The 26075-nt window shown below is 64.8% G+C and carries 21 protein-coding genes; 11 read left to right on the top strand and 10 right to left on the bottom strand.

The genetic code is table 11. From position 1 onward, the window contains the following. Window position 1 precedes the first annotated feature (1 nt). From P7C00_RS31605 to P7C00_RS31560, 10 genes are all read left to right on the top strand, one after another. Window positions 2-1327, top strand: coding sequence for a DotU family type VI secretion system protein (locus P7C00_RS31605; RefSeq protein WP_346634800.1), 1326 nt, complete (start codon window positions 2-4; stop codon window positions 1325-1327). Further along, on the top strand, window positions 1324-4830 hold the full coding sequence (gene tssM / locus P7C00_RS31600) for a type VI secretion system membrane subunit TssM (protein ID WP_404937911.1): 3507 nt from the start codon (window positions 1324-1326) through the stop codon (window positions 4828-4830). The genes P7C00_RS31605 and tssM overlap by 4 nt, the downstream gene beginning before the upstream one ends. Then, entirely contained in the window at window positions 4827-5480 is a 654-nt protein-coding gene (gene tagF / locus P7C00_RS31595) for a type VI secretion system-associated protein TagF (protein ID WP_041120396.1), read from the top strand. Before tssM ends, tagF begins: the two co-directional genes overlap by 4 nt. Continuing rightward, window positions 5481-6215, top strand: coding sequence for a PP2C family serine/threonine-protein phosphatase (locus tag P7C00_RS31590; RefSeq protein WP_041120394.1), 735 nt, complete (start codon window positions 5481-5483; stop codon window positions 6213-6215). Between the two features lie 2 nt (window positions 6216-6217). Further along, on the top strand, window positions 6218-9292 hold the full coding sequence (locus tag P7C00_RS31585) for a protein kinase domain-containing protein (protein WP_404937910.1): 3075 nt from the start codon (window positions 6218-6220) through the stop codon (window positions 9290-9292). Continuing rightward, window positions 9292-10008, top strand: a complete 717-nt coding sequence (locus tag P7C00_RS31580) for an ABC transporter ATP-binding protein (protein ID WP_346634812.1) — start codon at window positions 9292-9294, stop codon at window positions 10006-10008. Before P7C00_RS31585 ends, P7C00_RS31580 begins: the two co-directional genes overlap by 1 nt. Continuing rightward, complete coding sequence (locus tag P7C00_RS31575; protein WP_346634803.1) at window positions 10008-11210, top strand: ABC transporter permease; 1203 nt, start codon at window positions 10008-10010, stop codon at window positions 11208-11210. Before P7C00_RS31580 ends, P7C00_RS31575 begins: the two co-directional genes overlap by 1 nt. Window positions 11211-11232: 22 nt before the next feature. Further along, on the top strand, window positions 11233-12915 hold the full coding sequence (locus P7C00_RS31570; RefSeq protein WP_404940120.1) for a formylglycine-generating enzyme family protein: 1683 nt from the start codon (window positions 11233-11235) through the stop codon (window positions 12913-12915). Between the two features lie 83 nt (window positions 12916-12998). Then, window positions 12999-13937, top strand: a complete 939-nt coding sequence (gene tagQ / locus P7C00_RS31565) for a type VI secretion system-associated lipoprotein TagQ (RefSeq protein ID WP_346634804.1) — start codon at window positions 12999-13001, stop codon at window positions 13935-13937. A 140-nt stretch (window positions 13938-14077) separates the two neighbouring features. Beyond that, a complete protein-coding gene (locus P7C00_RS31560; protein ID WP_102862277.1) occupies window positions 14078-14461 on the top strand; it encodes a helicase in 384 nt (127 codons plus the stop codon). A 69-nt stretch (window positions 14462-14530) separates the two neighbouring features. On the opposite strand, the gene P7C00_RS31555 is transcribed toward P7C00_RS31560, so the two are convergent. From P7C00_RS31555 to exbB, 6 genes are all read right to left on the bottom strand, one after another. Continuing rightward, window positions 14531-15931 carry an HDOD domain-containing protein gene (locus P7C00_RS31555; RefSeq protein ID WP_346633427.1) on the bottom strand — a complete coding sequence of 467 codons (1401 nt, stop codon included), beginning with the start codon at window positions 15929-15931 and terminating at the stop codon, window positions 14531-14533. 79 nt (window positions 15932-16010) lie between these two features. Further along, window positions 16011-18086, bottom strand: a complete 2076-nt coding sequence (gene recG, locus P7C00_RS31550; protein ID WP_404937909.1) for an ATP-dependent DNA helicase RecG — start codon at window positions 18084-18086, stop codon at window positions 16011-16013. Between the two features lie 9 nt (window positions 18087-18095). Then, window positions 18096-19016, bottom strand: a complete 921-nt coding sequence (locus tag P7C00_RS31545) for a hydrogen peroxide-inducible genes activator (protein WP_102881293.1) — start codon at window positions 19014-19016, stop codon at window positions 18096-18098. A 147-nt stretch (window positions 19017-19163) separates the two neighbouring features. Next, entirely contained in the window at window positions 19164-19916 is a 753-nt protein-coding gene (locus tag P7C00_RS31540) for an energy transducer TonB (RefSeq protein ID WP_317070627.1), read from the bottom strand. Further along, window positions 19913-20341: a TonB system transport protein ExbD gene (gene exbD, locus P7C00_RS31535; RefSeq protein ID WP_102862272.1), complete on the bottom strand. Its 429-nt coding sequence runs from the start codon at window positions 20339-20341 to the stop codon at window positions 19913-19915. The genes P7C00_RS31540 and exbD overlap by 4 nt, the downstream gene beginning before the upstream one ends. Window positions 20342-20347: 6 nt before the next feature. Then, on the bottom strand, window positions 20348-21352 hold the full coding sequence (exbB, locus tag P7C00_RS31530) for a tonB-system energizer ExbB (RefSeq protein WP_404937908.1): 1005 nt from the start codon (window positions 21350-21352) through the stop codon (window positions 20348-20350). Between the two features lie 190 nt (window positions 21353-21542). Here exbB and P7C00_RS31525 point away from each other — a divergent pair, with 190 nt between their 5' ends. Further along, entirely contained in the window at window positions 21543-22400 is an 858-nt protein-coding gene (locus P7C00_RS31525) for an SDR family oxidoreductase (RefSeq protein WP_404937907.1), read from the top strand. A 42-nt stretch (window positions 22401-22442) separates the two neighbouring features. On the opposite strand, the gene P7C00_RS31520 is transcribed toward P7C00_RS31525, so the two are convergent. From P7C00_RS31520 to rpoZ, 4 genes are read right to left on the bottom strand one after another with little or no spacing between them, the layout of a single operon-like run. Beyond that, a complete protein-coding gene (locus P7C00_RS31520; RefSeq protein WP_346633423.1) occupies window positions 22443-23183 on the bottom strand; it encodes a hypothetical protein in 741 nt (246 codons plus the stop codon). Window positions 23184-23238: 55 nt separating this feature from the next. After that, window positions 23239-23619 carry a RidA family protein gene (locus P7C00_RS31515; protein ID WP_007921133.1) on the bottom strand — a complete coding sequence of 127 codons (381 nt, stop codon included), beginning with the start codon at window positions 23617-23619 and terminating at the stop codon, window positions 23239-23241. A gap of 24 nt (window positions 23620-23643) precedes the next feature. After that, window positions 23644-25749, bottom strand: coding sequence for a bifunctional GTP diphosphokinase/guanosine-3',5'-bis pyrophosphate 3'-pyrophosphohydrolase (gene spoT, locus P7C00_RS31510; protein ID WP_346633422.1), 2106 nt, complete (start codon window positions 25747-25749; stop codon window positions 23644-23646). 57 nt (window positions 25750-25806) lie between these two features. Further along, entirely contained in the window at window positions 25807-26070 is a 264-nt protein-coding gene (gene rpoZ / locus P7C00_RS31505) for a DNA-directed RNA polymerase subunit omega (protein ID WP_007921129.1), read from the bottom strand. Between the last annotated feature and the right edge of the window lie 5 nt (window positions 26071-26075).

Here is a 26075-nt window from a genome sequence, read left to right as displayed (position 1 = left end):
GATGCATCCTTTCGACGATTCGGCAGGGCAGCCGTCCCCGGCCAATGACCGCACCCAATTCATGCCGCGCCCCGGTGGCCGTGCGCCCGAGCCTGGGCGCCCGAGCCCGGGGCCGGCACCGTCCCTGGCCGTGCCGGCGGCGCCACTGCCGGCCGGTCAGGCCCGGGGCCTGAACCCCCTGGAGAGTGCTGCCGGCCCACTGCTGGCCTTGCTCACCCGGCTGCGCAGCACCTTGGCCCACCCGGCGCCGGCCAGCCTGCGAGCGCAGCTGCTGGCTTACCTGCGCCAGTTCGAGGAGCGTGCCGAGGCCGCCGGAGTGCCGCGCAACGACGTGCTGCTGGCCCGCTATGCGCTGTGCACCGCCCTGGATGAAGCGGTGCTCAGCACCCCTTGGGGCAGCACCAGCGACTGGGGCAAGCAAAGCCTGCTGATCACCGTGCACAACGAAGCCTGGGGCGGCGAGAAGGTCTTCCAGTTGCTGGAGCACTGCCTGCAAAGCCCCCGCGAGCGCCTGTACCTGCTGGAGCTGCTGTACCTGTGCATGTGCCTGGGTTTCGAAGGCCGCTACCGAGTGATGATCGACGGTCGCAGCCAGCTTGAAGCCCTGCGCGAGCGCACGGCGGCGACCATCCGCAGTGCCCGTGGCGAGCATGAGCGCGAGCTCTCGCCCCATTGGCGCGGGGTCACCGTGGCCCGTGATCGCCTGGCCCAGTTCATGCCGCCCTGGGTCGGCATCGCTATTGGTGTGGCCTTGCTGCTGGCACTGCTGTTCGGCCTGCGCCTGAAGCTGGCAGCGGACGCCGAGCCGGTGTTCAAGAACATCCATGCCCTGGGCGAGATCCCGGTGCAGACCCTGGACCGCCCGGTGATCCAGCCGAAGATTGTCGAGCGTCCGCGCCTGGCCGGCTTCCTCGCCGAGGACATCAAGGCCGGGCGAGTGGCTGTTGAAGATGCCGTCGACCGTTCGGTGGTGACCATCCGTGGCGATGAACTGTTCGCCTCGGCCAGCGCCAGCATCCTCGACGACTATCAGCCGCTGATGCTGCGCATCGCCGACGCGGTGCGCAAGGTCAAGGGCCAGGTGCGGATTACCGGCCACAGCGACAACCGACCGATCGCCACCTTGCGCTTCCCGTCCAACTGGAAGCTGTCCCAGGCCCGCGCCGAATCGGTGTTGCAGATTCTCGCGGCGAAGACCGGGCAGCCGGAGCGCTTCAGCGCCGAAGGCCGCAGCGACACTGAGCCGTTGGCAACCAATGCCACCGCCGAAGGGCGGGCGCGCAATCGTCGGGTAGAAATCAGCGTATTGGCGGAGGGGGTCGAGTGAAGGCGTTTTTCAGTTTTGTGACGCGCTGGGTGATTCCGCTGCTGGGGCTGATCGCCCTGAGCCTGATCATCTGGTTCATTGGCCCGCTGCTGGAGTTCCTGGTACCGGAAGGACGGCGTTGGGCGCTGATCATTCTCATCTTCGCGGTGTGGATCGGCTACCGGGTGTTTAGCATCATCCAGGCCCGCCGGCATGCGGCCAAGGTCCTGCAGAGCCTGGCCGCCGATACCCCGCCGGACCCGGACAGCGTGGCCACCGCCGAGGAGCTGGCGGCCCTGCGCCAGCGCATGGACGAAGCCCTGGCGCTGTTGAAGAAGGCCAAGCTCGGCGGTGACGAGCGACGCAACCTCTACGAGCTGCCGTGGTACGTGATCATCGGGCCGCCGGGCTCGGGCAAGACCACGGCGCTGGTCAATTCCGGCCTGCATTTTCCCCTGGCCGCTCAGTTGGGCGCCGGTGCGGTGCGTGGTGTCGGTGGCACCCGCAACTGCGACTGGTGGTTCACCGACCAGGCCGTGCTGCTGGACACGGCCGGGCGCTACACCACCCAGGACAGCCATGCCGCGGTGGACAAGGCAGCCTGGCTGGGCTTTCTCGACCTGCTGAAAACCCAGCGCTCGCGGCGGCCCATCGACGGTGCCTTCGTCGCCATCAGCCTCTCCGACCTGCTGCTAAGCAGCGAGGCGGAGCGGGCGGCTCACGCCGCGGCGATTCGCCTGCGCATCCAGGAGCTGTACACCCAGCTGGGCGTACGCTTCCCCATCTACCTGATGCTCACCAAGCTCGATCTGGTGCCGGGCTTCATGGAGTTCTTCGACTCCCTGAGCAAGGAAGAGCGGGCCCAGGTCTGGGGCATGACCTTCGCCCTGGATGACGGCAAGAGTGGCGATAGCCCCCTGGCCCAGTTGCCGGCGGAGCTGGCGGCCCTGGAGCAGCGCCTCAACGAGCGTCTGGTGGAGCGCCTGCAACAGGAGCGCGACCCGGCGCGGCGTGACCTGATCTACGGCTTCCCGCAGCAATTCGCCGCGCTCAAGGAATCCTTGCAGGGCTTCCTTGAAGGCGTGTTCAAACCCAACGCTTTCGAAGAGCGCGTGCTGCTGCGCGGGGTGTATTTCACCAGCGGCACCCAGGAAGGCAGCCCCATCGACCGCCTGATCGGCGCCATGGCCCAGAGCATGAACCTGGACCGCCAGCACCTGGCACGGCAGACCGGCACCGGGCGCAGCTACTTCATCGAGAAACTGTTCAGCGCCGTGGCCTTTGCCGAGCGCGGGCTGGTGGGGGTCAACCCCAAGGTCGAGCGGCGGCGCAAATGGATCGCTCGGGGCGCCCTGGCTGCCACCGTGGCCCTGGTGCTGATAGTCGGTACCTTGTGGATCGTCAGCTACCGGGCCAACCAGGCCTATATCGCCCAGGTCGACCAGCGGGTCGGCCCGGTGCGCCAGGACGTGCAGAGCCTGAGCCCGGCCCAGCGCGATGTGCTGGCGGTGCTGCCGCTGCTCAACGCCACGCGCAATCTGGCCGGCGATGCGCCGGGCTGGGCCGAAGGCCTGGGCCTGTATCAGGGCGACATGCTCGAAGCCGAGTCCGCCAGTGTCTATCGCAAGCTGCTGGTGGCGGTGTTCGCCCCGCGTTTGATGACCCGCATCGAAGAGCAACTGCACAGCGGCGGCAACTCGGACTACCTCTACGAGGGGCTCAAGGCCTACCTGATGTTGGCGGACAGCGAGCACTACGATCCGGACTTCATCAAGGCCTGGATCACCCTGGACTGGGAGCGGACCCTGGCCCGCGACCTGCCTCCCGAGCAACGCCAGGCCCTGACCGGCCACTTGCAAGCGCTGTTCGAAAAGCATCCGCCCAATGCGCGCCTGGACCAGCGCCTGATCGACGATCTGCGGCGCCAGTTGCAGCAGTTGCCGGTGGCCCAGCGGGTCTATGACCGGGTCAAGCGCGCCAAGCTGCCGGACGGTGTCCCGGACTTCCGCCTCAGCGAAGCCGGTGGCCGCGACGCGGCGCTGGTGTTCACCCGCAAGAGCGGCAAGCCCCTGAGCGAACCCTTGAGCGGGCTGTTCACCGTCAAGGGCTACCGCGAAGGCTTCCTCCTGGCCAGCCTCAACCAGGCCGGCACCCTGGCGGAAGAACAGTGGGTGCTGGGCCGCGACCAGGCCGATCAGCAGAACGTCGCCAGCCTTGCCGCCGATGTGCGCCGCCTGTACTTCCAGGACTACCTGCGCCAGTGGGACGCCTTGCTGGCGGACATCGATTTTGTGCCGATCACCAGCGTGGCCCAGGCCGCGGACGTGCTGCGGATTCTCTCCGGGCCTACGTCGCCGCTGAAGAAGCTGCTGGTGGCCGTGGCCAAGGAAACCGATCTGCAACAGGAAGAACGCCTGTTGGCGGCCCAGGGCCAGAAGGTCGAGGGCGGTGTGGATCAGCTCAAGCAGCGCCTGGGTTCTCTGCTGGGTCAGGAGCAGGCGGGCAACCCGGCGGCCGTGGCCAGCAGCGAAGATCCGGTGAGCGCGCATTTTGCCGATCTCAACAGCCTGGTGAGCAAGGGTGAGGGCGAGCCGGCGGCCATCGACGGCCTGCTGGCGGACATGAATGCCCTGTACGTGCAGGTCAGTGCCATGGTCGGAGCCAGCGGCGATGCCCTGCTGGGCGAGGCCAAGAACCAGGCCAGTGCCGCGGCGGCGCGGGTCAGCCTGACCGCCGAGCGTCAGCCGCCGGTGGTCCAGGGGCTGGTGAAATCGGTGGTGGGCTCCACCACCAACACCATGATGGGCGGGGTGCGCAACCAATTGAACGCGGCCTGGGTCAGCGAGGTGGTGAACGTTTATCGCCAGTCCCTGAGCGGGCGTTATCCGATGTCTCCGGGCAGCTCCCGGGACGCGACCCTGGAGGATTTCGGCCAGTTCTTCGGCACCGGCGGGGTGATGGACAACTACTTCCGCAAGTACTTGCAGCCTTACGTCAACACCTCGACCCCGACCTGGAGCTGGCAGCCGGGCGCGGCGCAGAAGCTGGGCATTTCCCCCGGCGTGCTGCAGACCTTCCAGCGCGCTTCGAACATCCGTGATGCCTTCTTCCGCTCCAGTGGCGGTACCCAGCCGGCGGTGCGTTTCGAACTCAAGCCGGTGGCCATGGACGCCAATATCAGCCAGTTCCTCCTCGACCTGGATGGCCAGCAACTGAGCTACGACCACGGTCCGAGCCGCCCGGTGGCCATGCAGTGGCCGAATCCGGGGAGCATCGGCGTGGTGCGCCTGTCGATCATGCCGCCGTCGGCCACTGGGCGCTCCGGGATCACCCTGGACGGCCCATGGGCCTGGTTCCGCCTGCTGGAGCAGTCGGACCTGACGGCCACCAACTCGCCGGACCGCTTCAACCTGCGGCTGCGGGTGGATGGCGCGAGCATTTCCTACGAGCTGCGGGCCAGCAGTGCCTTCAACCCGTTCAAGAGCCGGGTGCTCAGCGGCTTCAGCCTGCCGGAGCGGCTATGACGGTGGTCGGTCTGTACGGCAAGTTGGCCAGTCGCGGCGATTTTGTCAGCCGTGGCTTGCCGCAGAGTTTCATCGGCCCCTGGGACAGCTGGCTGGCGGCGGGTTTGCTGGCCAGCCAGAACGCTCTGGGCGAGCAGTGGCTGAACGCCTATCTGGTCAGCCCGCTGTGGCGGTTCGCCCTGGCCCCCGGAGTCTGCGGGCCCCAGGCGGCGGTGGGCGTGGTGATGCCGAGCATCGATCGGGTCGGGCGTTATTTCCCTCTGACCGTGGCGGCCTTGCTGGAGCCTGAAAGCGATGTGGCTTCCCTGGTGAGTGGCCCGGATCTGTGGTTTGAACAGGTGGAAGAGCTGCTGCTGGCGACCCTGGATCAGGACGCCAGTTTCGAAGCCCTGGAAGAGGGGATGCAGGCCCTGGGAGCGCCGAGCCCGGCGACTCGCGCTGAAGGTAGCCATTTCGCCGGATTGCAGCGGTTTTATGTCAGTGATCCACAGGCCCGTGGCGCGATCCTCGCGACCCAGGGCAGTGAAGGATCGAGTGCCTGGTGGGGCCGGGGTTCGCCGTACATCAGCCCGATGTTGCTGCGTTGCCAGGGCCTGCCGCCGGCCAGCGATTTTGCGCAATTTTTGCTCGGACAAGAAGGTGCCGTCTAAATGGGTTCAGCGCCACAACTGTCCTACCAGTCCGCCAGCTACAGCCATGTCGGCATGGTGCGGAAGATCAATGAAGACGCCTGGCTCGAAGCCCCGGAAGCCGGCCTCTGGCTGGTAGCCGATGGCATGGGCGGACACGCCGCCGGGGATTACGTCAGCAGCCTGATCGTCGATAGCCTGCGCGCGATTGCGGCGGTGGACAGCCTCGATCAATACGTCGCCGCGCTGCGCAATGGCCTGGCGGCGGTGAATGCCGCCGTGCGCGAGGAAACCGCCAATCGCGGGGTGACCATGATGGGCAGCACCGTGGTCCTGCTGGCCGTGCGCGGCGCCCGGGCGGTGTGCCTGTGGGCCGGTGACAGCCGCCTGTACCGGCTGCGGGACGAGCAACTGGAAAGCATTTCCAGGGATCACAGCTACGTCCAGGACCTGCAGGACAGCGGCCTGCTCAGCGAGGCCGAGGCGCGGGTGCACCCACGGGCCAATATTGTCACCCGGGCCATTGGCGTTGAAGCCCAGCTGGAGTTGTCCCAGGTCGATCTGCAGGTGGAGGACGGTGACACCTTCCTGCTGTGCAGCGACGGTTTGAACAAGACCGCCGAAGACTTCGAACTGCGCGACGTGCTCAGCCACAGCGAGCCTAACGACGTGGTGCGCAGCTTGATTCACCTGGGCCTGACCCGGGGCGCGCCGGACAACATCACCGCCATCGTGATCAAGGCCGCAGGACACTGACCATGGACATTCTGATTCCCGGCTTTGACATCCAGGGCGAGATTGGCGAAGGCGCCATGGCCTCCGTGTACCTGGCGACCCAGCGCTCCCTGGAGCGCAAGGTGGCGCTCAAGGTCATGGCCGCGGCGCTGGCCGCTGACCCGAGCTTCTGCGAGCGCTTTTTGCGCGAGGGCAAGACCCTGGCGCGGCTGTCGCACCCGCACACCGTGACCATCCACGACATCGGCAATGTCGGCGAGCTGTACTACATGGCCATGGAGTACCTGCCCAACGGCACCCTGAAAGAGCGCATCGCCGCCGGGCTGACCCCGGAGCAGGGCCTGACCTATATCCGCCAGATCGCCTCGGCCCTGGGTTATGCCCACGCCCAGGGGCTGGTGCACCGTGATGTGAAACCGGCCAACATTCTGTTCCGCGCCGACGGCACGGCGGTGCTTTCGGACTTCGGCATCGCCAAGTCCCTGGATGACCGCACCCAGTTCACCCAGGCCGGTTTTGCCGTGGGCACGCCGAGCTACATGAGTCCGGAGCAGGCCCGGGGCCAGGACATCGACGGTCGCGCCGACCTGTATGCCCTGGGCGTGGTGCTGTACGAGATTCTCGTCGGCGAGTTGCCGTACAACGGCACCGACGCGCTGTCCACGGCCCTGGCCCACCTTACCGAGCCCTTGCCTGAATTGCCGCTGCACCACGGGCGCTACCAGCACATCCTGCGCAAGCTGCTGGCCAAGGACCCGGCGGAACGCTATCCGGATGCCGCGGCCTTGCTGACGGCCCTGGACAACCTGCCGCCGGAGACTTCCGAGGTCGAGGCGACGCTGATCCAGCCGTTGCCATTGCCGCTGCCGCCTCAGGCCGCGCCCCCGGGCAACGACCTGGCCGGGCTGACTCCGGTGTCCATCGAGATTCCCCGGCAGGCGCCAGCGCCTGCACCGCGCCAGGAGCCGCGTCAGGAGACACCGCCGCCGCGTTCATCCCATCTGCCGCCCGCCGGCAGCCCGGCCTCCGAGCAGCGTCGTGGCCCGGTACTGGCCCTGGCCGGCGTCGCCGTGGCCGTCGCCCTGGCCGTGGCCGGCGCCGGTTACTGGTGGCTGTCCGGTGACAGTCCGGCGCCTGCGCCCAAGACCGCTTCGACTGTCAGCACCACGCCTGCCGTGGTGGCGCCGCCGGTGAATCAACCGGTGGCCGCCGATGTCGACGGCGGCCAGCGGCCGTTGCTGATGCCGGGCAAGAAGACCCTGTTCCAGCGGGTACTGAGCAAGCCGGGGGCGAGCTTTTCCAGCGAGCCTGGCGCTGCGCCGGGCCAGGCGGTGCCGGCGTTCTCGGTGCTCTATGTGTATCAGCGCAAGAACCTCGATGGCCGCTCCTGGCTGCGCCTGGGCGCCGCCAGTGACGGCCGCAGCGCCGGCTGGTTGCCGGCGGAGCAGGTCAGCGACTGGAAGCAGAGCCTGGTGCTGAAGTTCACCGAGCGCTCCGGTCGTGCACCGGTGATGTTCGTGCGTCAGGCCAGCGAGCTGGAGCGTTTGCTGGCGGACCCTGCGGCGGCCAAGAACCTGCTGCTCAGGGCGCAGAAGAATCCCCAGGACGAGCAGCAGGTGCTGGCCCTGGAACCCAATGCCAGCGCAGTGCCACAGGAGCAGTTCTACCTGCTGCCGATCTTTGACTCCAAGGAGAGCTTCGACGAGAACGGCCAGTCGGTGCAGTTGCTCAATGTCGCCTCGATCGATCCGGGCAACAGCCCGCAGAGCATCAGCGACAGCAGTGGCAAGCGCCTGCCGGCGAGCACCGCGCCGGCAGCCGGCGACGCTTTCCGCACGGCGGTGGTGCTGGTGGTGGACACCTCGGTGTCAATGCAGCCCTACATCGATCAGGTGCGCGATGTGGTCCACGAACTGCAGGGCAAGATTGCCGCGCGCGGCGAGTTGGACAGTGTCAGCTTCGGTCTGGTGGGTTTTCGCAACAACACCAGCAAGACCCCGGGCCTGGAGTACGTGACCAAGACCCTGGTGACCCTGGACCAGGGCCGCGACCCTCAGCGCTTCCAGGAACTGGTGAGCCAGGTCAAGGCCACCAGCGTCTCCAGCCACTCGTTCAACGAAGACGCTTTCGCCGGGGTCATGCAGGCGGTGGAAGGCATGGACTGGAAGGGCTACGGCGGACGCCTGATCCTGCTGGTCAGTGATGCCGGCGCCCTGCGCAAGAACGATCCCTACAGCCGCACCCAGATGAACGAGGCGGAAGTGCGCCAGGCGGCTTTGGGCAAGCAGATCAAGATCTACGCCCTGCACCTGCGCACCGACGCCGGCAAGAAGAACCATGCCCAGGCGGAAACCCAGTACCGGGTGTTGACCGCCGACGCCAACCCGAAGATCGGCGACCTGTACATTCCGGTGCCTGGCGGCGATGTGGGCAAGTTCGGCGCGCGGGTCGACGAGATCGGCACGGTGTTCGCCGACCTGGTGCATCAGGTACGCAGCAACCAGAGCCAGGCGGTGCCGTCGTTGGCGGCAGCGCCGAGCATCGCCGAGAAATCCGCGGCCATCGGTTATGCCATGCACATGGATTTCCTCGGTCGCAAATCCGCCAGTCAGGCGCCGCAACTGGTCAGCGCCTGGACCGCCGACCGCGACCTGACCAACCCGGCGCTGCCGGCGTTCCAGGTCTGCGTGATGCTCACCAAACTGCAGCTCAACGACCTGCAGCAGTCGCTGAAGCTGATTGTCGATGCGGCGCGCAAGACCCAGACCTCGCCCAAGGATTTCTTCCAGGAAATCGCCAGTGCCAGTGCCTACATGAGCCGCGACCCCTCGGCCCTGCGCAAGGGCGGCAACCTGGCCGACGGCGGCGTGCTGGGGGAATACCTGGAAGGGCTGCCGTACCGCAGCAAGTCGCTGAACATGACCCAGGACCTGTGGCTGTCCCTGAGCGTGGCCGAGCAGGAAGACTTCATCGACGAGCTGGATTCGAAGATCCGTCTGTATGAAACCTTCCACAACGACCTGGCCAACTGGGTGCGCTTCGGCGATGCCGAGCCGGGTGATGCCCTGTACCGCGTTCCGTTGTCGACCCTGCCGTGATGCTCAATCTGGCGGAGGTGCGCAAGAGCCGCGGCGAGGGTCGCCAACGCTACAGCCTGGTGATCCCCAGGCTGCAACTGCGCGCGGGCGATCAGCTGGCGGTGGTCGGCCCCAGCGGCTGCGGCAAGAGCACGCTGCTCGATCTGCTGGCGCTGGTGCTGGCTCCGGATTCGGCGGCGCGTTTTGAGTTCGCTCCGGCCAACGCCCCCATCGACATTGCCGGTATCTGGCGCGGCACGGGGCACAGCGCCCTGGCGCAGCTGCGCAGCCGGCACCTGGGGTATGTGCTGCAGACCGGCGGGCTGCTGGGGTTTCTTGATGTGCGCGGTAATATCAGCCTGCCCCGGCAGTTGCTGGGGCTGGCGGACGAGGGCATTCCCCGGCGCCTGGCCGAACGCCTGGAAATCGCCGATCAACTGCACAAGAAGCCCGCCGCCCTGTCGGTGGGCCAGCGTCAGCGGGTCAGTTGTGCTCGGGCCTTGGCCCATGGTCCGCAGGTGCTGCTGGCGGATGAACCGACCGCGGCCCTGGACCCCTTGAACGCTCAGCGAGTGATGCAGCTGCTGGTGCAGCAGGCGCGGGATCAGCGGCTGTGCTGCGTGATCGCCACCCACGATGAGGTGCTGGCCCGGGCCAACGGCTTGCAGGTGCGGCGCATTGCCTGCCAGCGCGATGCCGACGGCGGGGTCACCGCGACGCTGGGGGAGGCTTGCTGATGCGTGCGTCCCTGACCGCGGCGCTGGCCTGGCAGGACTACCGGGCCGATACCTGGTTGTCGGCCTGTTCGGTGCTGGCCCTGGTGGCGGTGATCGCGCCGCTGCTGGTGCTGTTCGGGCTCAAGTTCGGGCTGGTGAGCAGCCTCACCGAGCGCCTGGAAAAGGACCCGGCGGTGCGCGAGATCATTCCTCTGGGCGGCGGCCGGTTCAGCGCCGAGTTCATTGCCGAGCTGGGGCGGCGACCGGAGGTGGCCTTTGCCTTGCCCAGAACCCGGCAGATCGCGGCTACGGCAGATCTGTCCCGGGGCGCGGGGGATATCGGCCTGACCGTGGAAATGCTGCCTACCGCTGTCTCGGACCCGTTGCTCGGGCGTTTGCCGGTGCCTCGGAGCATGAGTGGCGTGCTCCTGAGTCGGACCGCCGCCGAAAAGCTTGGCGTACAGCCTGGAGATTGGCTGCAGGCGGCCTTCGGCCGGCAAGTGGCGGGACGTAGCGAAGTGCAGCGGACCCGAGTCCAGGTGGAGGGCGTATTGCCCCTGGAAGCCTTTGCCCGGGATGCCCTGTTCGCGCCCCTGGCCTTGCTGGAGGCCGCCGAGGATTACCGCGACGGCCGTGCCGTGGCGGCCCTGGGCTGGCTCGGCGAGGCGCAGGCCGCGTCCGGGCAGCGGGTCTATCCAGCCTTTCGCCTGTATGCCCGCAGCCTCGATGACGTCGAATCGTTGCGCCGCTATTTCGCCGAGCGTGGCCTGTTGGTGGCAACCCAGGCCCAGACCATCGCCCAGGTGCAGTCCTTGAGCCGCAACCTGTCCATTGTTTTCTGGGTGATTGCCGGGCTGGCCCTGGCGGGCGCCTTTGCGGCGATCTTTGCCGGTGCCCTGGCGGCGGTGGAGCGTAAGCGCCGGGAGTTGTCGGTGCTGCGCCTGCTGGGATTTTCCACCGGGGCCCTGCTGTTGTTCGTGGTGGCCCAGGCACTGTACAGCGCCGGTTTCGCTGCGCTGTTGAGTGGCGCTCTGTATGGCCTGGCCCAGGCCGGGCTGAATCATTTGTTCATGCAGGTGCCCGGCGAGTACGCCAGTCATTTGCTGCCGGCCCATTACGGGCTGGCCCTGTTGGCGACGCTGGGCGTCAGCACCCTGGCCGCCGCGCTGGGCGGCTGGCGGGTGTCGCGCATTGAAGCCTGTGAAGGAATTCGCGATGTATAAGTTGATCGGCACCGTGTTGGCCATGACCCTGGCCGGCGCCGTGTGGGCGCAAGAGCCCGGCAACAAGATGGACAACCCCAAGCCCTTGCCGGACGACGTCAGTCTGCCGCTGCCCTGTGAAGGCGAGATGGTGTTCCGCTATGTCTACGTGCTGGCCCAGGGCACCCTGGACGACCGCGAGGTGAACCTCGGCTATCCCTTCAGCGAAGGTGAGAGCGGCTACCAGCAATCGTTCATCTCCGGTTATCGCCGGGACTACATCAACGGCCAGTTCACCCTCAAGGACCTGCCTGGCGCCTGGAGCAAGACCATTGGCCCGGCCTTGCCGAAAACCGGTGCCGGGGTGCCCCTCAAGCCGATGCTGTATTTCATCGGCAAGTACGAAGTCACCGCTCGCCAGTACGCCCAGGTAATGGCGCAGGCCCAGTCCCTGGCCAGTGGCGAGCCGGCCCCGGCCTGTGAGGCCTCGGAGGGCATGCCGGGGCGCTTGCCCAAGGTCAAGCTGTCGCGCTTCGAGGCCGAGCGTTTTGCCGCGGTCTACAGCGCCTGGCTGATGAAGAATCACCGTGACCTGCTGCCGGTCAGCGGCCGCGGCGGTTCCTCCGAAGACGGCGGCCTGGGTTTCGTGCGCCTGCCCACCGAGGTGGAGTGGGAATACGCTGCCCGTGGCGGTCAGGCGGTGAGTCGCCAGGAGCTGGAAGGGCGGCTGTTTCCACGGCGCCTGGAGGGCAGCGAGAGCGATGGTCCGCTGGCGGACTGGGCCGTGTTCAATCAGGTGGCCGGTGGCACTGGCCAAGCGGCGCGGCTGATGCCGATCGGCACCAAGCTGCCCAACCCCATCGGCATGTTCGACGTGATCGGCAATGCCGCCGAGATGGTCCAGGAGTCGTTCCAGCTGGTGCGCGCCGGACGGCGCCAGGGCACTTACGGCGGCTTCGTGGTCAAGGGCGGCAATTACCTGGAAGGCGAGGGCACGCTGTTTACCGGCATGCGCCGCGAGTACCCGCTGTTTGGCGCCGACGGCACCGAGCAAAGCAACGAAACTACCGGTTTCCGGGTGGCCATCGGCGCCTTGTCGGCCCCGCGTTCGCGCTACAAGGAGCTGTTTGCCCAGTGGCAGAAGGAAGGCCGCCTGGCGTCCCTGACCGACGCCATCGACGACGCCCAGGACCCCACCAAGCGCCTGGACGCCATCATCGCCGCCAGTGTCGACCCGCGTCTGCAGGCGGAGCTGGGGCTGGTCAACGAAGAGCTCAAGCGCAACGTCTCGCTGATCGCCCAGCAGCGCGAGGAGGCGGCGGGCAACCTGATCCAGTCCTCCGCTCTGGTGGCTGAAACCATCAACAACTACAACATTCGCCTGACCAATCTGAAGAAGAGCCAGCAGCAGGCCATCGATGCCAAGGACGAACCCAGCGCCAAGCTGTTCGCCGAAGCCATCGACAACGGCCGCAGCGCACTGGACGGGGCGGTGGCGATCTACATCGACAACCTGGCCACGGGCACCCGTTACACCGACGCGGTGATCCAGGCGCAATTTCAACGGATCAAGGAAGAACTCAATCGCAAGCCGGTGCTCGGCAAGAGCCTGGTGACACGCGCTACGTTATTCGTCCGCCATGTCGGGAATTATCGCCAGCAACGGCGAGCCGACCCAGCGACGATTTTGAAGGAACTGCTCGCATCGACCGGTCAGAAGTCATGACTGGCCGCTGTCTGTCGAGCCTGGAGGAGCTCGGACGATTTCGTGTCGTACCGAGTTGGTCAAACTTAATCGAGATCACCAACATGCTTTTTTCCCGCAACCCATTTGCTTCAACATCCAAGCGTCACCTGCTGTTGGTTGCCGCCGGGTTCAGCACCGTATTGACCGGTTGCGCGACCTCTCCGGTGTCCAAGGTCGCCTCCACCACCAAGGTCGAGTACTACCCGAGCTGCTATGAGCCGGTGCAGCACTTGCGCGCCACTGATTCGGACATGACCAAGTCGGTGGTCACCGGTGCTGCCCTGGGCGCTGCCGGCGGTGCCTTGCTCGGCGCCCTGACCGGCGACGGCGATCACCGTGGTCGCAATGCGGCCATCGGTGCTGCCGGTGGTGCTCTGGCCGGTGGTGCCGCCGGTTACTACACCGAGCGCCAGAAGCAGATCGCCGATGACAATCAGCGCATCGCTTCCTACGCCGCCGACTTTAACAAGAGCGCTGCCGACATCGACCGCAGCACCGCTTACGCCCGTGCTTCGCAGACCTGCTACCAGCGTGCCTTCGACAGCCTGATCAGTGCCCGCAAGGCCAACAGCATCAATGATGTGGAAGGGCGCAAGCGCCTGGCGGAAATCGTCAGCGGCCTGAAAGAGTCCAATGACCTGATCGCCGCGGTGAACGGTCGTGCCAGCGAAGACCTGAGCAAGTACAACCAGGCCTACGAGCAGGACCTGCAGCAAGTGGGCGTGCAGCGTACCGACGTAGTGAAAGTCGCCACCGCCGATACCACCCAGGTGACCACCACCAGCGGTGGCAAGCGCAAGCAGCCGGTGCAGAAGGTCAAGCAGCCGAAGCTTCCGACCGTGCCTCAGGAAGCGGTGAGCACCGAGAGGTCGATCCAGGAGGCCAAGATCAAGCAGGCCGAGAGCAACAAGGTCGCGACCACCGGCCAGACTCAGGTCAACAGCATGTGCAAGAGCCCTGACCTGGGTGACTGGGCACCGGTGCCTTGCCCTAACGTCTGAGTCAGTGATTGTCTGACAAGATGTAGCGATAAGCGTTGAACGCCAGTCGATCTCCGAGTAATCGAACAGATCGGCTGGCGCTCTTCGAGTTACAGGTTAAACTGCGGCGGCCATCCAATAACTCCACTGAGGCGCCGTGCATGAAATTCCGCTTTCTTCTCTGGGTGCTTGGCCTGTTGATGGGCAAAGCCAGCCGCAACAATCCTGCTTTTCAGCAACAGTTGGGTGACAAGGAGCTGGTGTTCCAGCTGCAGACGCTCGACGGCAAGGTTGCTCGACATTTCTTCGTCAAAGACCAGCGCGTGACCAGTCGTTCGGGTTTCTATCCCGAGCCTGCGTTCGCCATTGCCTTCAAGGATGCCGCCTACGGCTTCGCCACGATGCAGGCGAAGAACAAGCAGTTGGCGTTCATGACCGGTATTCAGGACAAGTCGATCCAGATCAAGGGCAATCCGGCGCTGGTGATCTGGTTCCAGGGGCTGACCAAGTATCTGAAACCGAAGAAGGCCAAGCCCAAGGCTTGATGGTGGGGCTTCGCCGGCGAGCCGGCTCCTACACGCGCCCGGTAGGAGCCGGCTCGCCGGCGAGAGGGGTCAGGCCTGGCTGAACTGCGAAGCCAGTTCCCGCAGCAGCACTTCCGCTTCCAGCACCTTGCTCACCACGTCTTCAGCCTTGTCGCGGCTCAGGCCCAGGCGCTCGAACAGTGCGTCGGGAATTTCCTCGTGGGGACCGGAACCGATGCCACGGCTGCGCAGCAGGCGCACGGCCAGGCACACCAGATTCGGGTACTCGGCGTAGGCGCCGTCGTAGCTCGGGTCGTGCTGGAAGCGCAGGGCGGTGGACAGCTCGTCCGGCATGTCCCAGTAACGCATCAGCCAGGAACCGATCTGTTCGCGGCTGATCCCCAGCAGATGCTGCTCGACATAGCTGTGGCACAGGTGCGGGTTGACCTCCAGGTGCCGGCAGATCAGCGAGAAGTGCGGCGGGAACACGTGGGCCAGCAACAGGTAGCCGAAGTTGTGCAACAGACCGGCGAGGTAGGTCAGGCCGGCTTCCGGGCGCTGGGCGCGGGGCATGGCGCGGGTCAGGCCTTCGATCACCGCCGCGGTGTAGATCGATTGTTGCCAGTAGGGCGTGGCGTGCTGCGGCTGGTCCTTGGGCAGGCTCAGGGTCTTGCCCAGGGCCAGGCCCAGGGCGAGGTTGATCACCAGGTCGAAGCCCAGCACGCGGACGATGGCGTCCTCCACCGAGCGGATCTTGCCCGGCGACGCGTAGTAAGGCGACGCGGCCCAGCTGACCACTTGCGCGGCCAGGGCCGGGTCGGTCTCCACCACGCCGGTGATGTCGTCGATGGTGGCGTTGGGGTCGACCCGCAGCTTGATGATTTTCTGCGCGGTTTCCGCCAGTGGCGGGATCTCAATGGTGGCTTCCAGGCGTTGCTGGATGCGCCGCGCGGTGAAGGCCTGCATGGCCTGGGAGATTTCCTCGCGGTCATCGTCCGGGCGATCGAGGTTGGGGCGGATGCTGCTCAGGGGCTCGCCGAAATGACCGGCGCTGGCCTTGCTGAGCATGCTCTTGAAGGCTTCGCTGGTGATTTCCAGAAGCACGCCCGGCTCGCCCGAATAGATCAGCAGGCTGGGTTCGCGCAGCAGGCTTTCTTCGTACAGGCAGGGGGAACTGGTAAGCGCCGGCAGGCCGGGCAGCAGGCTCAGGCTGTGTTTGCCGAGCATGCGCTCCAGGCGTTCGGTGGACACCGCGGTGAGCCGGCGGCCGGTGAGTTCGGCGAGGCGATTGAGGTCCAGTAGCTGGCTCTGCGGAAACAGCACCATCAGCGCGCCGACGGCGTCGTCCAGGAGCACGGCCTGGACCTTGCGCGCAGCCGGCAGGCCCGGCTGGTCGAGCACTTCGTTGTAGCTGATGGCCAGCTTGCCGAGCAGCAACCGGATAACAGACGGAGCGTGTGGGGTTGCAGTGGCGAGGGCAACTTCTGTCATGGTCTGGTATCCGTTTTTCTACAATTTGACGAGTATAACCAGCTTGGTTACGCCGATGGTCCATTAACTGAGCGTTGGTTCACACTTGGCCGTATTGCTGGCCGTGGCGCAGCCAGCGTTCCAGCAGCGGGCTCACATGGTCCGGCCAACGCTCCAGCAAGGCCTGCGCGGCGTCACGCACGGCCGGTAGCAGGTCAGCGTCACGCATCAGGTCGGCGACCTTGAATTGCAGCAGGCCGGTCTGGCGGGTGCCGAGCATTTCTCCGGGGCCGCGCAGTTCCAGGTCCTTTTCGGCGATGACGAAACCGTCGTTGGTCTCGCGCATGATGCCCAGACGCTGACGACCGATTTGTGAAAGCGGCGGATGGTAGAGCAGCACGCAGTGGCTGGCGGCGCTGCCACGCCCGACCCGGCCGCGCAGCTGGTGCAGTTGCGCCAGGCCCAGGCGTTCCGGGTTCTCGATGATCATCAGGCTGGCATTGGGTACATCGACCCCGACCTCGATCACCGTGGTGGCCACCAGCAGTTGCAGCTGGCCGGCCTTGAACTCGGCCATGACTGCGGCTTTCTCCGCCGGTTTCATGCGGCCGTGGATCAACCCCACGCGCAGTTCGCCCAGGGCGCTGGAGAGGTCTTCGAAGGTGGTTTCGGCAGCCTGGCAGGTGAGCTCTTCGGACTCTTCGATCAGAGTGCAGACCCAATAGGCCTGGCGCCCTTCGGCGCAGGCCGCACGCACCCGCTCGATCACTTCGACGCGGCGGCTGTCGGTCACCAGCACGGTGTTCACCGGGGTGCGGCCGGGCGGCAGTTCATCGAGGATCGAGGTGTCCAGATCGGCGTAGGCGCTCATGGCCAGGGTTCGCGGAATGGGCGTGGCGGTCATGATCAACTGGTGCGGACAGAGGCGGCCGCCCACGCCTTTCTGGCGCAGGGCCAGACGCTGCTGGACGCCGAAGCGGTGCTGTTCGTCGATGATCACTAGAGCCAGGTTCTTGAACTGCACTTCGTCCTGGAACAGGGCGTGGGTGCCCACCACCATCGGCGCGCCGCCGGCAATCTGTTCCAGGGCCGCCGCGCGGTTCTTGCCCTTGAGCTTGCCCGCCAGCCAGGCGACTTCCAGGCCCAGGGGCTCGAGCCAGCGCTTGAAGGTGATGAAGTGCTGCTCGGCGAGGATCTCCGTGGGCGCCATCAGCGTCACCTGATAACCGGCTTCCAGGGCCTGCAGGGCGGCGAGGGCGGCGACCACGGTCTTGCCCGCCCCTACGTCGCCTTGAATCAGGCGCAGCATGGGCTCCGGCTGGCTCAGGTCGTAGGCGATTTCGTTGCCCACACGCTGTTGCGCGCCGGTGGGGGCAAAGCCGAGGTTCTTCAGGTACTTGGCCGGCAGTTTCTTGGCCAATGGCAGCACCGGGGCGCGCTGGGAGCGCAGGCTGTCCCGCAGGCGTTGTTGGGACAGCTGGTGGGTCAGCAGTTCCTCGAACGCCAGGCGATGCTGGGCCCAGTGGTGACCCAGGGCCAGTTCGTCGACATCGGCGTCCGCGGGAGGGTGATGCAGGTAGCGGATCGCATCGTCCAGGGGCGCCAGTTGATAGTCGCGGGCCAGTTCATGGGGCAGCCAGTCGGGCAGGCTGCGGGGGCCAAGCAGGGCCAGGCTCTGCTGGCAGAGCAGGCGCAGGCGCTGTTGGGTCAGGCCTTCAGTCAGGGGGTAGATCGGCGTCAGGGTCTGATCCACCGGCGGCGGCTCGTCACCACTGATGGCGCGGTATTCGGGATGGTAGATCTCCAGGCCCGAGGCGCCGGGTCGGGCTTCGCCGTAGCAGCGCACGCGGGTGCCGCGCTTGAGGCCGTCTTTCTGTGCATTGCTGAAATGGTAGAAGCGCAGGCTCAGGCCGCCGGTGCCGTCTTGCAGGCGTACCAGCAGGCTGCGGCGCTTGCCCATGACCACATCGGCGCCGCTGACGGTACCTTCGATCACCGCATCCTGGCCGGGGCGCAGAGCGCCGATCGGCACCACGCGGGTGCGATCCTGATAGCGCAGGGGCAGGTGGAACAGCACGTCCTGAAGGTTCTCCAGGCCGACCTTGGCCAGCTTCTCGGCCATGGCTTCGCCGACACCCTTGAGTGCCGTGACCGGCACTTTCGACAGCTCAGTCATTGCGATTGCTTAGCTTGCGGCGGGCGGCTTGGCCACCGAGCACAGGCGGATCGAGTCGGCGAGGATCTCGATGGCCTTGGGCCGCGGGAAGCTGGCACGCCAGGCGATGGCCACGGTGCGGAACGGCACCGGTGGAGTCAGTGGGCGGACTTCGATCACCCCGGGTGCGTAGTGATGGCTGTCCACTGCCGACAGCGGCAGGATCGAGATGCCCAGGCCGGAGGCGACCATGTGGCGGATGGTTTCCAGGGAACTGGATTCCACGGTGGTGTGCTTGGCGCCGTCGTTGCCCTTGGTCAGGGTCGGACAGGCTTCCAGTACCTGATCGCGGAAGCAGTGGCCTTCGCCCAGCAGCAACAGGCTCTTGTCGTTGAGCAGGCTGGCGTCGATGGTTTCCTTCTTGGTCCAGGAATGGCCGCTGGGCATCAGTACATAGAAGGGTTCGTCGTACAGCGGCAGGGTCAGGACGTCGGCCTCGTTGAACGGCAGGGCGATGATGATGGCGTCCAGCTCGCCGTTGCGCAGTTTGTCGCGCAGGACGTGGGTGAAGTTTTCTTCGATATACAGCGGCATCTGCGGAGCGACCCGGTGCAGCTGTGGAATCAGGTGGGGAAACAGGTAAGGACCGACGGTGTAGATGGCGCCCACCTTCAGCGGTGCGGTCAGCTGGTTCTTGCCGGCCTGGGCCAGTTCGCGGATGCCTTGGGCCTGTTCCAGAACCTTCTGTGCCTGGGCAACGATGGTTTCGCCTACTGGCGTCAGGCGCACCGCGCTCTTGCTGCGCTCGAAAATCAGCACACCGAGTTCGTCTTCAAGCTTCTTCACGCCTACCGAAAGGGTCGGCTGGCTGACATGGCAACGCTCGGCGGCGTGGCCGAAGTGCTGCTCTTGGGCGAGGGTAACGATGTAGCGTAATTCTGTGAGAGTCATAGCGGGCGTCCATGAGGTTGCGGCCAAGCATAACGGCTGCAATCGATAGACGCACGTTATCAGACAGAGGGTGGAGTGCGACACCCGCCAATGTCTGCTGCAGGCTGCACAAACGACAAGGGCACCCTGAGGTGCCCTTGCGTTGTATCAGCGGCGGCCGCGGCTTCTGTCGATCTCGTAGTTGTACGAGGCGGTGATTTCCACGCTGCCGTTGGTGAGCATGTCGGCCGGTGGCTTGGGCAGTGGCTGGGCGCGCCGGATCATGTCCAGGGTGGCCCGGTCCAGATCAGCGTTGCCCGAGCGTCCCACCAGTTCGTAGGACAGCACCTTGCCTTCGGCATCCACCACGAAGCGCAAGGAGTTGGTGCCTTCCTTGCCGCGACGCTGGGCTTCGCCCGGGTAGCGCTTGTATTTCGCCAGGTGGGCTTGCAGTTCACCCTGCCAGTTGGCTTTGGCGGCTGCCTGGGCCGGTGACGGGCCTGGAGTCGCTGGAGCCGGCTGCTTGGACGGCGACGGGGTTACCGGAGCGTCGCTGGGCTTTTCCTCGGAAGGTTTTTCCTTGGGGGGCTCAGGCTTGACCACCGGTTTTGGCGGCTGCGGCTTGGGCTTCTGCTTGACCGGCTTGGGCACCGAAATAGTCGGCTTCGGTGCTTCGGCGAGCTTGGGCAATGGCAGTTCTTCCACGGGCGCCGGTGGTTGCGGTGGGGTCACCACTTTCGGTGGTGCCGGTGGAGGCGGCACAGGGGCAGGCGCCAGTTCGACCACCATGGCTTGTGGTGGAATGGGCATCGGCTGTGGCTTGGACCAGTTGAGGGCGAGCAGGATCGCCACCGCATGGACACCCAGCACCACCGCCAGGCTACCGCTGTAACGCGTCAGTCTTTGGCGCGTCGTGATCATTTCTTGGCTGCCGTCTCAAGTCCGACCAGGCCGACTTTCAGGTAGCCGGCGGCCCGCAGTGTGTCCATCACGCTCATCAGGTCGCCGTAGTCCACGCCCTTGTCAGCCTGGAAGAAGATCGTGGTGTCCTTCTTGCCCTGGGTGCGGGCGTCGAGAATGGCTCCGAGGGTTTCGGCCTTGACCTCGTCTTCACCGAGGAACAGGCGTTGATCGGCCTTGACGCTGAGGAACACCGGTTTCTCGGGGCGCGGCGCCGGCTTGGCGCTGGAGGCAGGAAGATCGACCTTGATGTCCACAGTGGCCAGAGGGGCGGCCACCATGAAGATGATCAGCAGCACCAGCATCACGTCGATGAACGGCGTGACGTTGATTTCGTGGTTTTCGGCCAGGTCGTCGCCTGCGCCTTCTTTCAAATGCAAGCCCATGGCTGATTACCCCACTTTCACCATGTGCGGTTGTGCGGAGCGCTCGGTCGGCTGGTGATCCAGGTCACGGCTGACCAGCAGCAGGACTTCTGCCGAGGCGTCTGCCACCTGGGCCCGATAGCCGGTGATGGAGCGAGCGAAGACGTTGTAGATGACGACCGCCGGGATTGCTGCAACCAGGCCCAGGGCGGTGGCCAGCAGGGCTTCGGCGATACCCGGGGCAACCACGGCAAGGTTGGTGGTCTGGGTTTTGGCGATGCCGATGAAGCTGTTCATGATGCCCCAAACGGTACCGAACAGACCGACGAACGGTGCGGTTGAGCCGATGGTGGCCAGTACGCCGGTGCCACTGCTCATGTTGCGGCCGCAGGCGGCTACCAGGCGTTCCAGGCGGAACGCGACGCGCTCCTTGATGCCTTCTTTTTCACGGCTGTTGACCGAAAGGCGCATTTCTTCCAGGGCGTCGTGCACCAGCAGGTGGGCGAGGGTGCCTTCCTTGGATGCGCTGGTGCTGGCTTCTTTGAGGGTGGTGGCCTGTTTCAGGGCGGCGATTTCACTGCGCAGACGGCGTTTGGCGCCCATCAGCTCAAGGCCTTTGGCGATCCAGATGGTCCAGGTGATGATCGAAGCGATGGCCAGCCCGATCATCACCAGTTTCACGATGATGTCGGCGTTCTGGTACATGCCCCATGGCGACAGGTCGTGTGCCATGCCCAGGCTGTTGTCAGCTTCGAGGACTTCGGGAGCGTCTTCACCAAGCACTGGCTGGCCTTCGGCCTGAGCCGGTTCGCCAGCGACTGGGGCGGAGACGGGAGCGGTTGGATCGGCGGCCGGATGCTCGGTGGCCGGTGCGGTCGCGGCAGGGGCTGCGGCGGTGGCCGGTGCATGCTGGTCGGCGAAGGCTGCGGTCGGTGCCAGCAGCAGGCTGCACAGCAGCGCTGCAACCGCGCTCACGGAGCGCAGCGGGCTTGGGCGTTTGGTTGGCGAGGCGGAGAGTTGATTGCTTGTCATGCTGGCCGGACCTGAGAGGAAAAAAGGGTTAAATGTCCTTCTAGGCCTCGCAGGGCCGAGAACAAAATGGGCGAGCATTATTGCAAGTAATTCTTGTTAACAGAAGTAATAGAGTATCTTTTTTTCCTTGATTGCTAGCCGTTCGTCCAGTGTCGAGGCTAGTCTTGACTTTTCTGAAAGGAGTTTTCTGATGTCCTCCCCCTCTGTTTTGATCGCCGGCTGCGGTGATGTCGGGAGTCGCCTGGCGACTCAATTGCTGGCCGAGCAATGGCAGGTTTATGGCCTGCGTCGCAACGTTTCGCGCTTGCCGCAGGGGGTGGTGGGCGTCGCCGGAGACCTGTTCAGCGAGCACTGTCCGGCGCACTGGCCGCAAGCGTCCCTGGATTACCTGGTGTACTGCGCAGCGGCCACAGAACATGACGAGGCCGGGTATCGCGCGGCCTATGTCGAGGGCTTGCAGCATGTCCTGAGCTGGCTCAAACAGCATGGTCAGCAGCCCAAGCGTTTGTTGTTCGTGTCCAGCAGCAGTGTCTACGAGCAAAAGGACGGCGAGTGGGTCGACGAGAGCTCCCCGGCCCTGGCGACTGGCTACTCGGGCCGTTTGATGCTGGAGGCAGAGCAGATGGCCTTGGACAGCGGGATTCCTGCCAGTCGGGTGCGCCTGACCGGTATCTATGGGCCGGGCCGTGAATGGTTGCTGACCCAAGTGCGTCGTGGCTATCGCGTTGCCATCGATCCGCCGTTATATGGCAATCGCATTCATGCCGACGATGCGGCGGGGTTGCTGGCGTTTTTGCTCAAGGCTGACCAGGGCGGTGCTGTCCTGGACGACTGCTATATAGGCGTGGATGACGCGCCTGCGCCTCTGGCGGAGGTGGTTGGCTGGCTGCGTGATTACCTGGGCGTGACCGAATGGGCCGATGATGCCAGCGTCCGGCGCACAGGCAGCAAGCGCTGCAGCAATGCCCGGGTCCGGGCATTGGGTTGGGTGCCACGTTATTCGAGCTATCGCGAGGGGTATGCGGAGATTCTTCAGGGACAAGACTGAACCGGGCTGTAGCCGCTGCGGTTGGCAGCGGCTACAGGGGTGTCATTGTTTTTCCAGCAGCCATTGCTGACTGCCCGGCGTCAGCGAGGGCACTTCATCCGCCAGTGCGGTATTCACCGCCTGGAAGATTTCCATCTGCTGATCCTTGCGGACAAAGATCCAGGAGTTGCCCTGGCCATTGAGCTGCAGCCAGATGCTGTCATTGCCGCCGCTCATGGAGGCGCAGTCACCGGCCAGGCACAGGGCGTAGCGATCGGCGCCTGGCAGGCCTTGCACGGCGCCGTTGGCCTGGAACTGTACTTCGCTGCCCAGTCCGGGGCCGCTGACGATTTTCCATTTGCCACCCAGATAGGCCGAGTACAAAGCGCGCTCGAAGTTGGCGCCCAGTGGCGCGCCTTCAGGTGCCGGGTCTTTGGGCGCTGCGAACACTTGTTCGGGTTCGTTGTCGTTGGCCACTTGCAGCAATTGCTTGCCGTTGCGCTTGAGTTCGGTGGCGGCGCTGCCATAGAACTCGACCTTTGTGGTGTTTGAGCCGTCGCCGATGATCTTGCCTTCGATGGTCTCGAAGCCATTGGTGTAGCGGGCCTGGCCAGCTTTGGTGTTGAGTTCCCATTCCAGGTTCGGGCCGTAAGCCTGGAGGGCTTCACGCAAAGGGCCGCCCTTGGAGGCTGCGTCGATCGCTACCTGATTGATCCAGATGCCGCCAACATCGTTTTTGGCGGGGTCGCTGGCACAACCGCCGAGCAATACGGCGAGCAGCGAAACAGCTAGCGCTTGGCGCATGACGAAATCCTTTCAGAACGAAAACGGCGCAGCCTGAACAGCTGCGCCGCGGGTGTTACTCGATGACCAGAATGGCATCCATTTCAACCTGTGCGCCCTTTGGCAGGGCCGCCACGCCAATGGCGGCGCGGGCTGGGTAAGGCTGTTGGAAGTACTTGCCCATGATCTCGTTGACCTTGGCGAAGTGGCTCAGGTCGGTGAGGAAGATGTTCAGTTTGACGATGTCCTTGAACGAACCACCAGCAGCTTCGGCCACCGACTTGAGGTTCTCGAACACCTGGACGGTCTGGGCTTCGAAGCCTTCAACCAGTTCCATGGTTTTTGGATCGAGAGGGATCTGGCCCGACATGTAGACGGTGTTGCCCGCCTTGATGGCCTGGGAATAGGTGCCGATGGCGGCGGGGGCCTTGTCGCTGGTGATAACTGTCTTGGTCATGAATGACTCCTTGTAATGGAAGGGCTACGCACGCATGCGGGTGATGCGGATGACCCCGGTCAGGGCGCGCAGTTTCTTGATTACGCGGGCCAGGTGCACGCGGTCGTGCACGCTGACCACCAGTTGGACCACGCTGATGCGACCATCGCGTTCGTCCATGCTGATTTTCTCGATGTTGCCGTCGGCGGCGTTGACGCTGCTGGCCAGCAGCGCGATCAGGCCGCGCTGGTGCTCCAGCTCGACCCGCAGTTCGACGTTGAATTCGCCGGTGACATCCTTGGCCCAGGACAGCTGGATGCATTTTTCCGGGTTGTGGCGGATTTCACTGATATTGCGGCAGTTGTCCAGGTGCACCACCATCCCCTTGCCGGCGGACAGATGGCCGACGATCGGGTCGCCGGGGATCGGTGTGCAGCACTTGGCGTAGCTCAGGACCAGGCCTTCGGTGCCGCGGATCGCCAGCGGGCCTTCCGGGCTTGGCAATTGTTCGCCTTCGCCCAGCAGGCGGCGTGCGACTACATAGGCCATGCGGTTGCCCAGGCCGATGTCTTCCAGCAGGTCCTCGATCAGCTCCAGGCGGTATTCCTGAAGAATCGCCTGGATACGTTCCGCCGGGATTTTTTCCAGGGAGCTGTCGAAGCCGTTGAGCACCTTGTTCAGCAGGCGTTCGCCGAGGCTGATGGACTCGGAGCGACGTTGCAGCTTGAGGGCGTGACGAATGTGGGTGCGGGCCTTGCCGGTGACTACGAAGTTGAGCCAGGCCGGGTTCGGCCGCGCTCCCGGGGCGCTGACGATCTCCACGGTGGAACCGCTTTGCAGGGGTTCCGACAGTGGGGCCAGGCGGCGGTTGATCCGGCAGGCGATGCAGCTGTTGCCCACGTCGGTGTGCACCGCATAGGCAAAGTCCACCGCGGTGGAGCCTTTGGGCAGCTCCATGATCCGGCCTTTGGGCGTGAACACGTAGACCTCGTCCGGGAACAGGTCGATCTTCACGCTTTCGATGAATTCCAGGGAGTTGCCGGCCCGCTGCTGCATTTCCAGCACGCCTTTGACCCATTGGCGAGCCCGGGCGTGGGTGCCTTTGGGCTGCTCATCGCCGCTGGATTTGTACAGCCAATGGGCAGCGATGCCGTTGTTGGCCATCTCTTCCATTTCCCGGGTGCGGATCTGAATCTCGATCGGCACGCCGTGCATGCCAAACAGCGTGGTATGCAGGGATTGGTAGCCGTTGGCCTTGGGAATGGCGATGTAGTCCTTGAAGCGTCCGGGCAGCGGTTTGTACAAATTATGTACAGCGCCGAGCACGCGGTAGCAGGTGTCTACTTTGTCGACGATGATGCGGAATGCGTAGACATCCATGATCTCGTTGAAGGCGCGACGCTTGCCGCGCATCTTCTTGTAGATGCCGTACAGGTGTTTCTGGCGCCCACTGACCTCGCCCTGGATTTCATCAATCGCCAGGCAGTGGCTCAGGGACTCTTCGATTTTGTTGACGATTTCCTTGCGGTTGCCCCGGGCGCGTTTGACCGCCTGGTAGATCCGCGCGGAACGCATCGGGTGCATGGCCTTGAAGCCCAGGTCCTCGAACTCGATGCGAATGGCGTGCATGCCCAGGCGATTGGCGATGGGCGCGTAGATTTCCAGGGTTTCCTTGGCAATCCGCCGACGTTTTTCGCCGGACAGCACTTCCAGGGTGCGCATGTTGTGCAGGCGGTCGGCGAGTTTGACCAGGATCACGCGAATGTCGCGAGCCATGGCCATGGCCATCTTCTGGAAGTTTTCAGCTTGGGCTTCGGCCTTGGTTTCGAAGTTCATCTGGGTCAGTTTGCTGACCCCATCCACCAATTCGGCCACGGTTTCACCAAACTGCGCGCTGAGCGCTTCTTTGGCGATTCCGGTGTCTTCGATCACGTCATGCAGCATCGCAGCCATCAGGCTCTGATGGTCCATGTGCATGTCGGCAAGAATGTTCGCTACCGCGAGTGGGTGCGTGACATACGCCTCGCCGCTGCGACGGCGTTGACCGTCATGGGCTTGTTCGGCGTAGAAATACGCTCGGCGGACCAGATTGACCTGGTCCGTGCCGAGATAGGTCGATAAGCGATCGGCGAGGGCGTCTATGCTCGGCATGATGTCTCCTGCCGTAAGCTGTGATCCCGCGCCGTGCTACGTCGACCAGGCATAGGCTTAGACGGCCTCGTTGGACTCGTCCTCGAAAGCAGCAAAAAGCGGTTCATCTTCAACGATTTCGGCTTCGGCGATAGCTGCGTAGTCGATCAGGCCTTCAGCGATTTCGCGCAGGGCGACAACGGTAGGCTTGTCGTTTTCCCATGCTACTTTCGGCTCTTTGCCGCCGGTTGCCAGTTGACGGGCACGCTTGGTAGAGAGCATGACCAGCTCAAAGCGGTTATCCACGTGTTCTAGACAGTCTTCAACGGTTACGCGGGCCATGGTCT

It is taken from the genome of Pseudomonas sp. JDS08PS003 (assembly GCF_045013505.1).
In the GTDB taxonomy this organism is placed as follows: Bacteria; Pseudomonadota; Gammaproteobacteria; order Pseudomonadales; family Pseudomonadaceae; genus Aquipseudomonas; species Aquipseudomonas protegens_B.
Note: the sequence above shows the minus strand (reverse complement) of the source record. Positions and strands in the feature narration are given on the sequence as shown.

Excerpts from the sequence above, each read along its gene's own strand:
- P7C00_RS31585 (WP_404937910.1), top strand. The coding sequence starts at position 6,218 with ATGGACATTCTGATTCCCGGCTTTGACATCCAGGGCGAGATTGGCGAA.
- P7C00_RS31560 (WP_102862277.1), top strand. The coding sequence starts at position 14,078 with ATGAAATTCCGCTTTCTTCTCTGGGTGCTTGGCCTGTTGATGGGCAAA.
- P7C00_RS31580 (WP_346634812.1), top strand. The coding sequence starts at position 9,292 with ATGCTCAATCTGGCGGAGGTGCGCAAGAGCCGCGGCGAGGGTCGCCAA.
- spoT (WP_346633422.1), bottom strand. The coding sequence starts at position 25,749 with ATGCCGAGCATAGACGCCCTCGCCGATCGCTTATCGACCTATCTCGGC.
- P7C00_RS31515 (WP_007921133.1), bottom strand. The coding sequence starts at position 23,619 with ATGACCAAGACAGTTATCACCAGCGACAAGGCCCCCGCCGCCATCGGC.
- P7C00_RS31525 (WP_404937907.1), top strand. The coding sequence starts at position 21,543 with ATGTCCTCCCCCTCTGTTTTGATCGCCGGCTGCGGTGATGTCGGGAGT.
- P7C00_RS31575 (WP_346634803.1), top strand. The coding sequence starts at position 10,008 with ATGCGTGCGTCCCTGACCGCGGCGCTGGCCTGGCAGGACTACCGGGCC.
- P7C00_RS31570 (WP_404940120.1), top strand. The coding sequence starts at position 11,233 with ATGACCCTGGCCGGCGCCGTGTGGGCGCAAGAGCCCGGCAACAAGATG.
- P7C00_RS31590 (WP_041120394.1), top strand. The coding sequence starts at position 5,481 with ATGGGTTCAGCGCCACAACTGTCCTACCAGTCCGCCAGCTACAGCCAT.
- P7C00_RS31545 (WP_102881293.1), bottom strand. The coding sequence starts at position 19,016 with ATGACTCTCACAGAATTACGCTACATCGTTACCCTCGCCCAAGAGCAG.
- P7C00_RS31605 (WP_346634800.1), top strand. The coding sequence starts at position 2 with ATGCATCCTTTCGACGATTCGGCAGGGCAGCCGTCCCCGGCCAATGAC.
- recG (WP_404937909.1), bottom strand. The coding sequence starts at position 18,086 with ATGACTGAGCTGTCGAAAGTGCCGGTCACGGCACTCAAGGGTGTCGGC.
- P7C00_RS31540 (WP_317070627.1), bottom strand. The coding sequence starts at position 19,916 with ATGATCACGACGCGCCAAAGACTGACGCGTTACAGCGGTAGCCTGGCG.
- rpoZ (WP_007921129.1), bottom strand. The coding sequence starts at position 26,070 with ATGGCCCGCGTAACCGTTGAAGACTGTCTAGAACACGTGGATAACCGC.
- P7C00_RS31520 (WP_346633423.1), bottom strand. The coding sequence starts at position 23,183 with ATGCGCCAAGCGCTAGCTGTTTCGCTGCTCGCCGTATTGCTCGGCGGT.
- tagQ (WP_346634804.1), top strand. The coding sequence starts at position 12,999 with ATGCTTTTTTCCCGCAACCCATTTGCTTCAACATCCAAGCGTCACCTG.
- tagF (WP_041120396.1), top strand. The coding sequence starts at position 4,827 with ATGACGGTGGTCGGTCTGTACGGCAAGTTGGCCAGTCGCGGCGATTTT.
- P7C00_RS31555 (WP_346633427.1), bottom strand. The coding sequence starts at position 15,931 with ATGACAGAAGTTGCCCTCGCCACTGCAACCCCACACGCTCCGTCTGTT.
- exbD (WP_102862272.1), bottom strand. The coding sequence starts at position 20,341 with ATGGGCTTGCATTTGAAAGAAGGCGCAGGCGACGACCTGGCCGAAAAC.
- exbB (WP_404937908.1), bottom strand. The coding sequence starts at position 21,352 with ATGACAAGCAATCAACTCTCCGCCTCGCCAACCAAACGCCCAAGCCCG.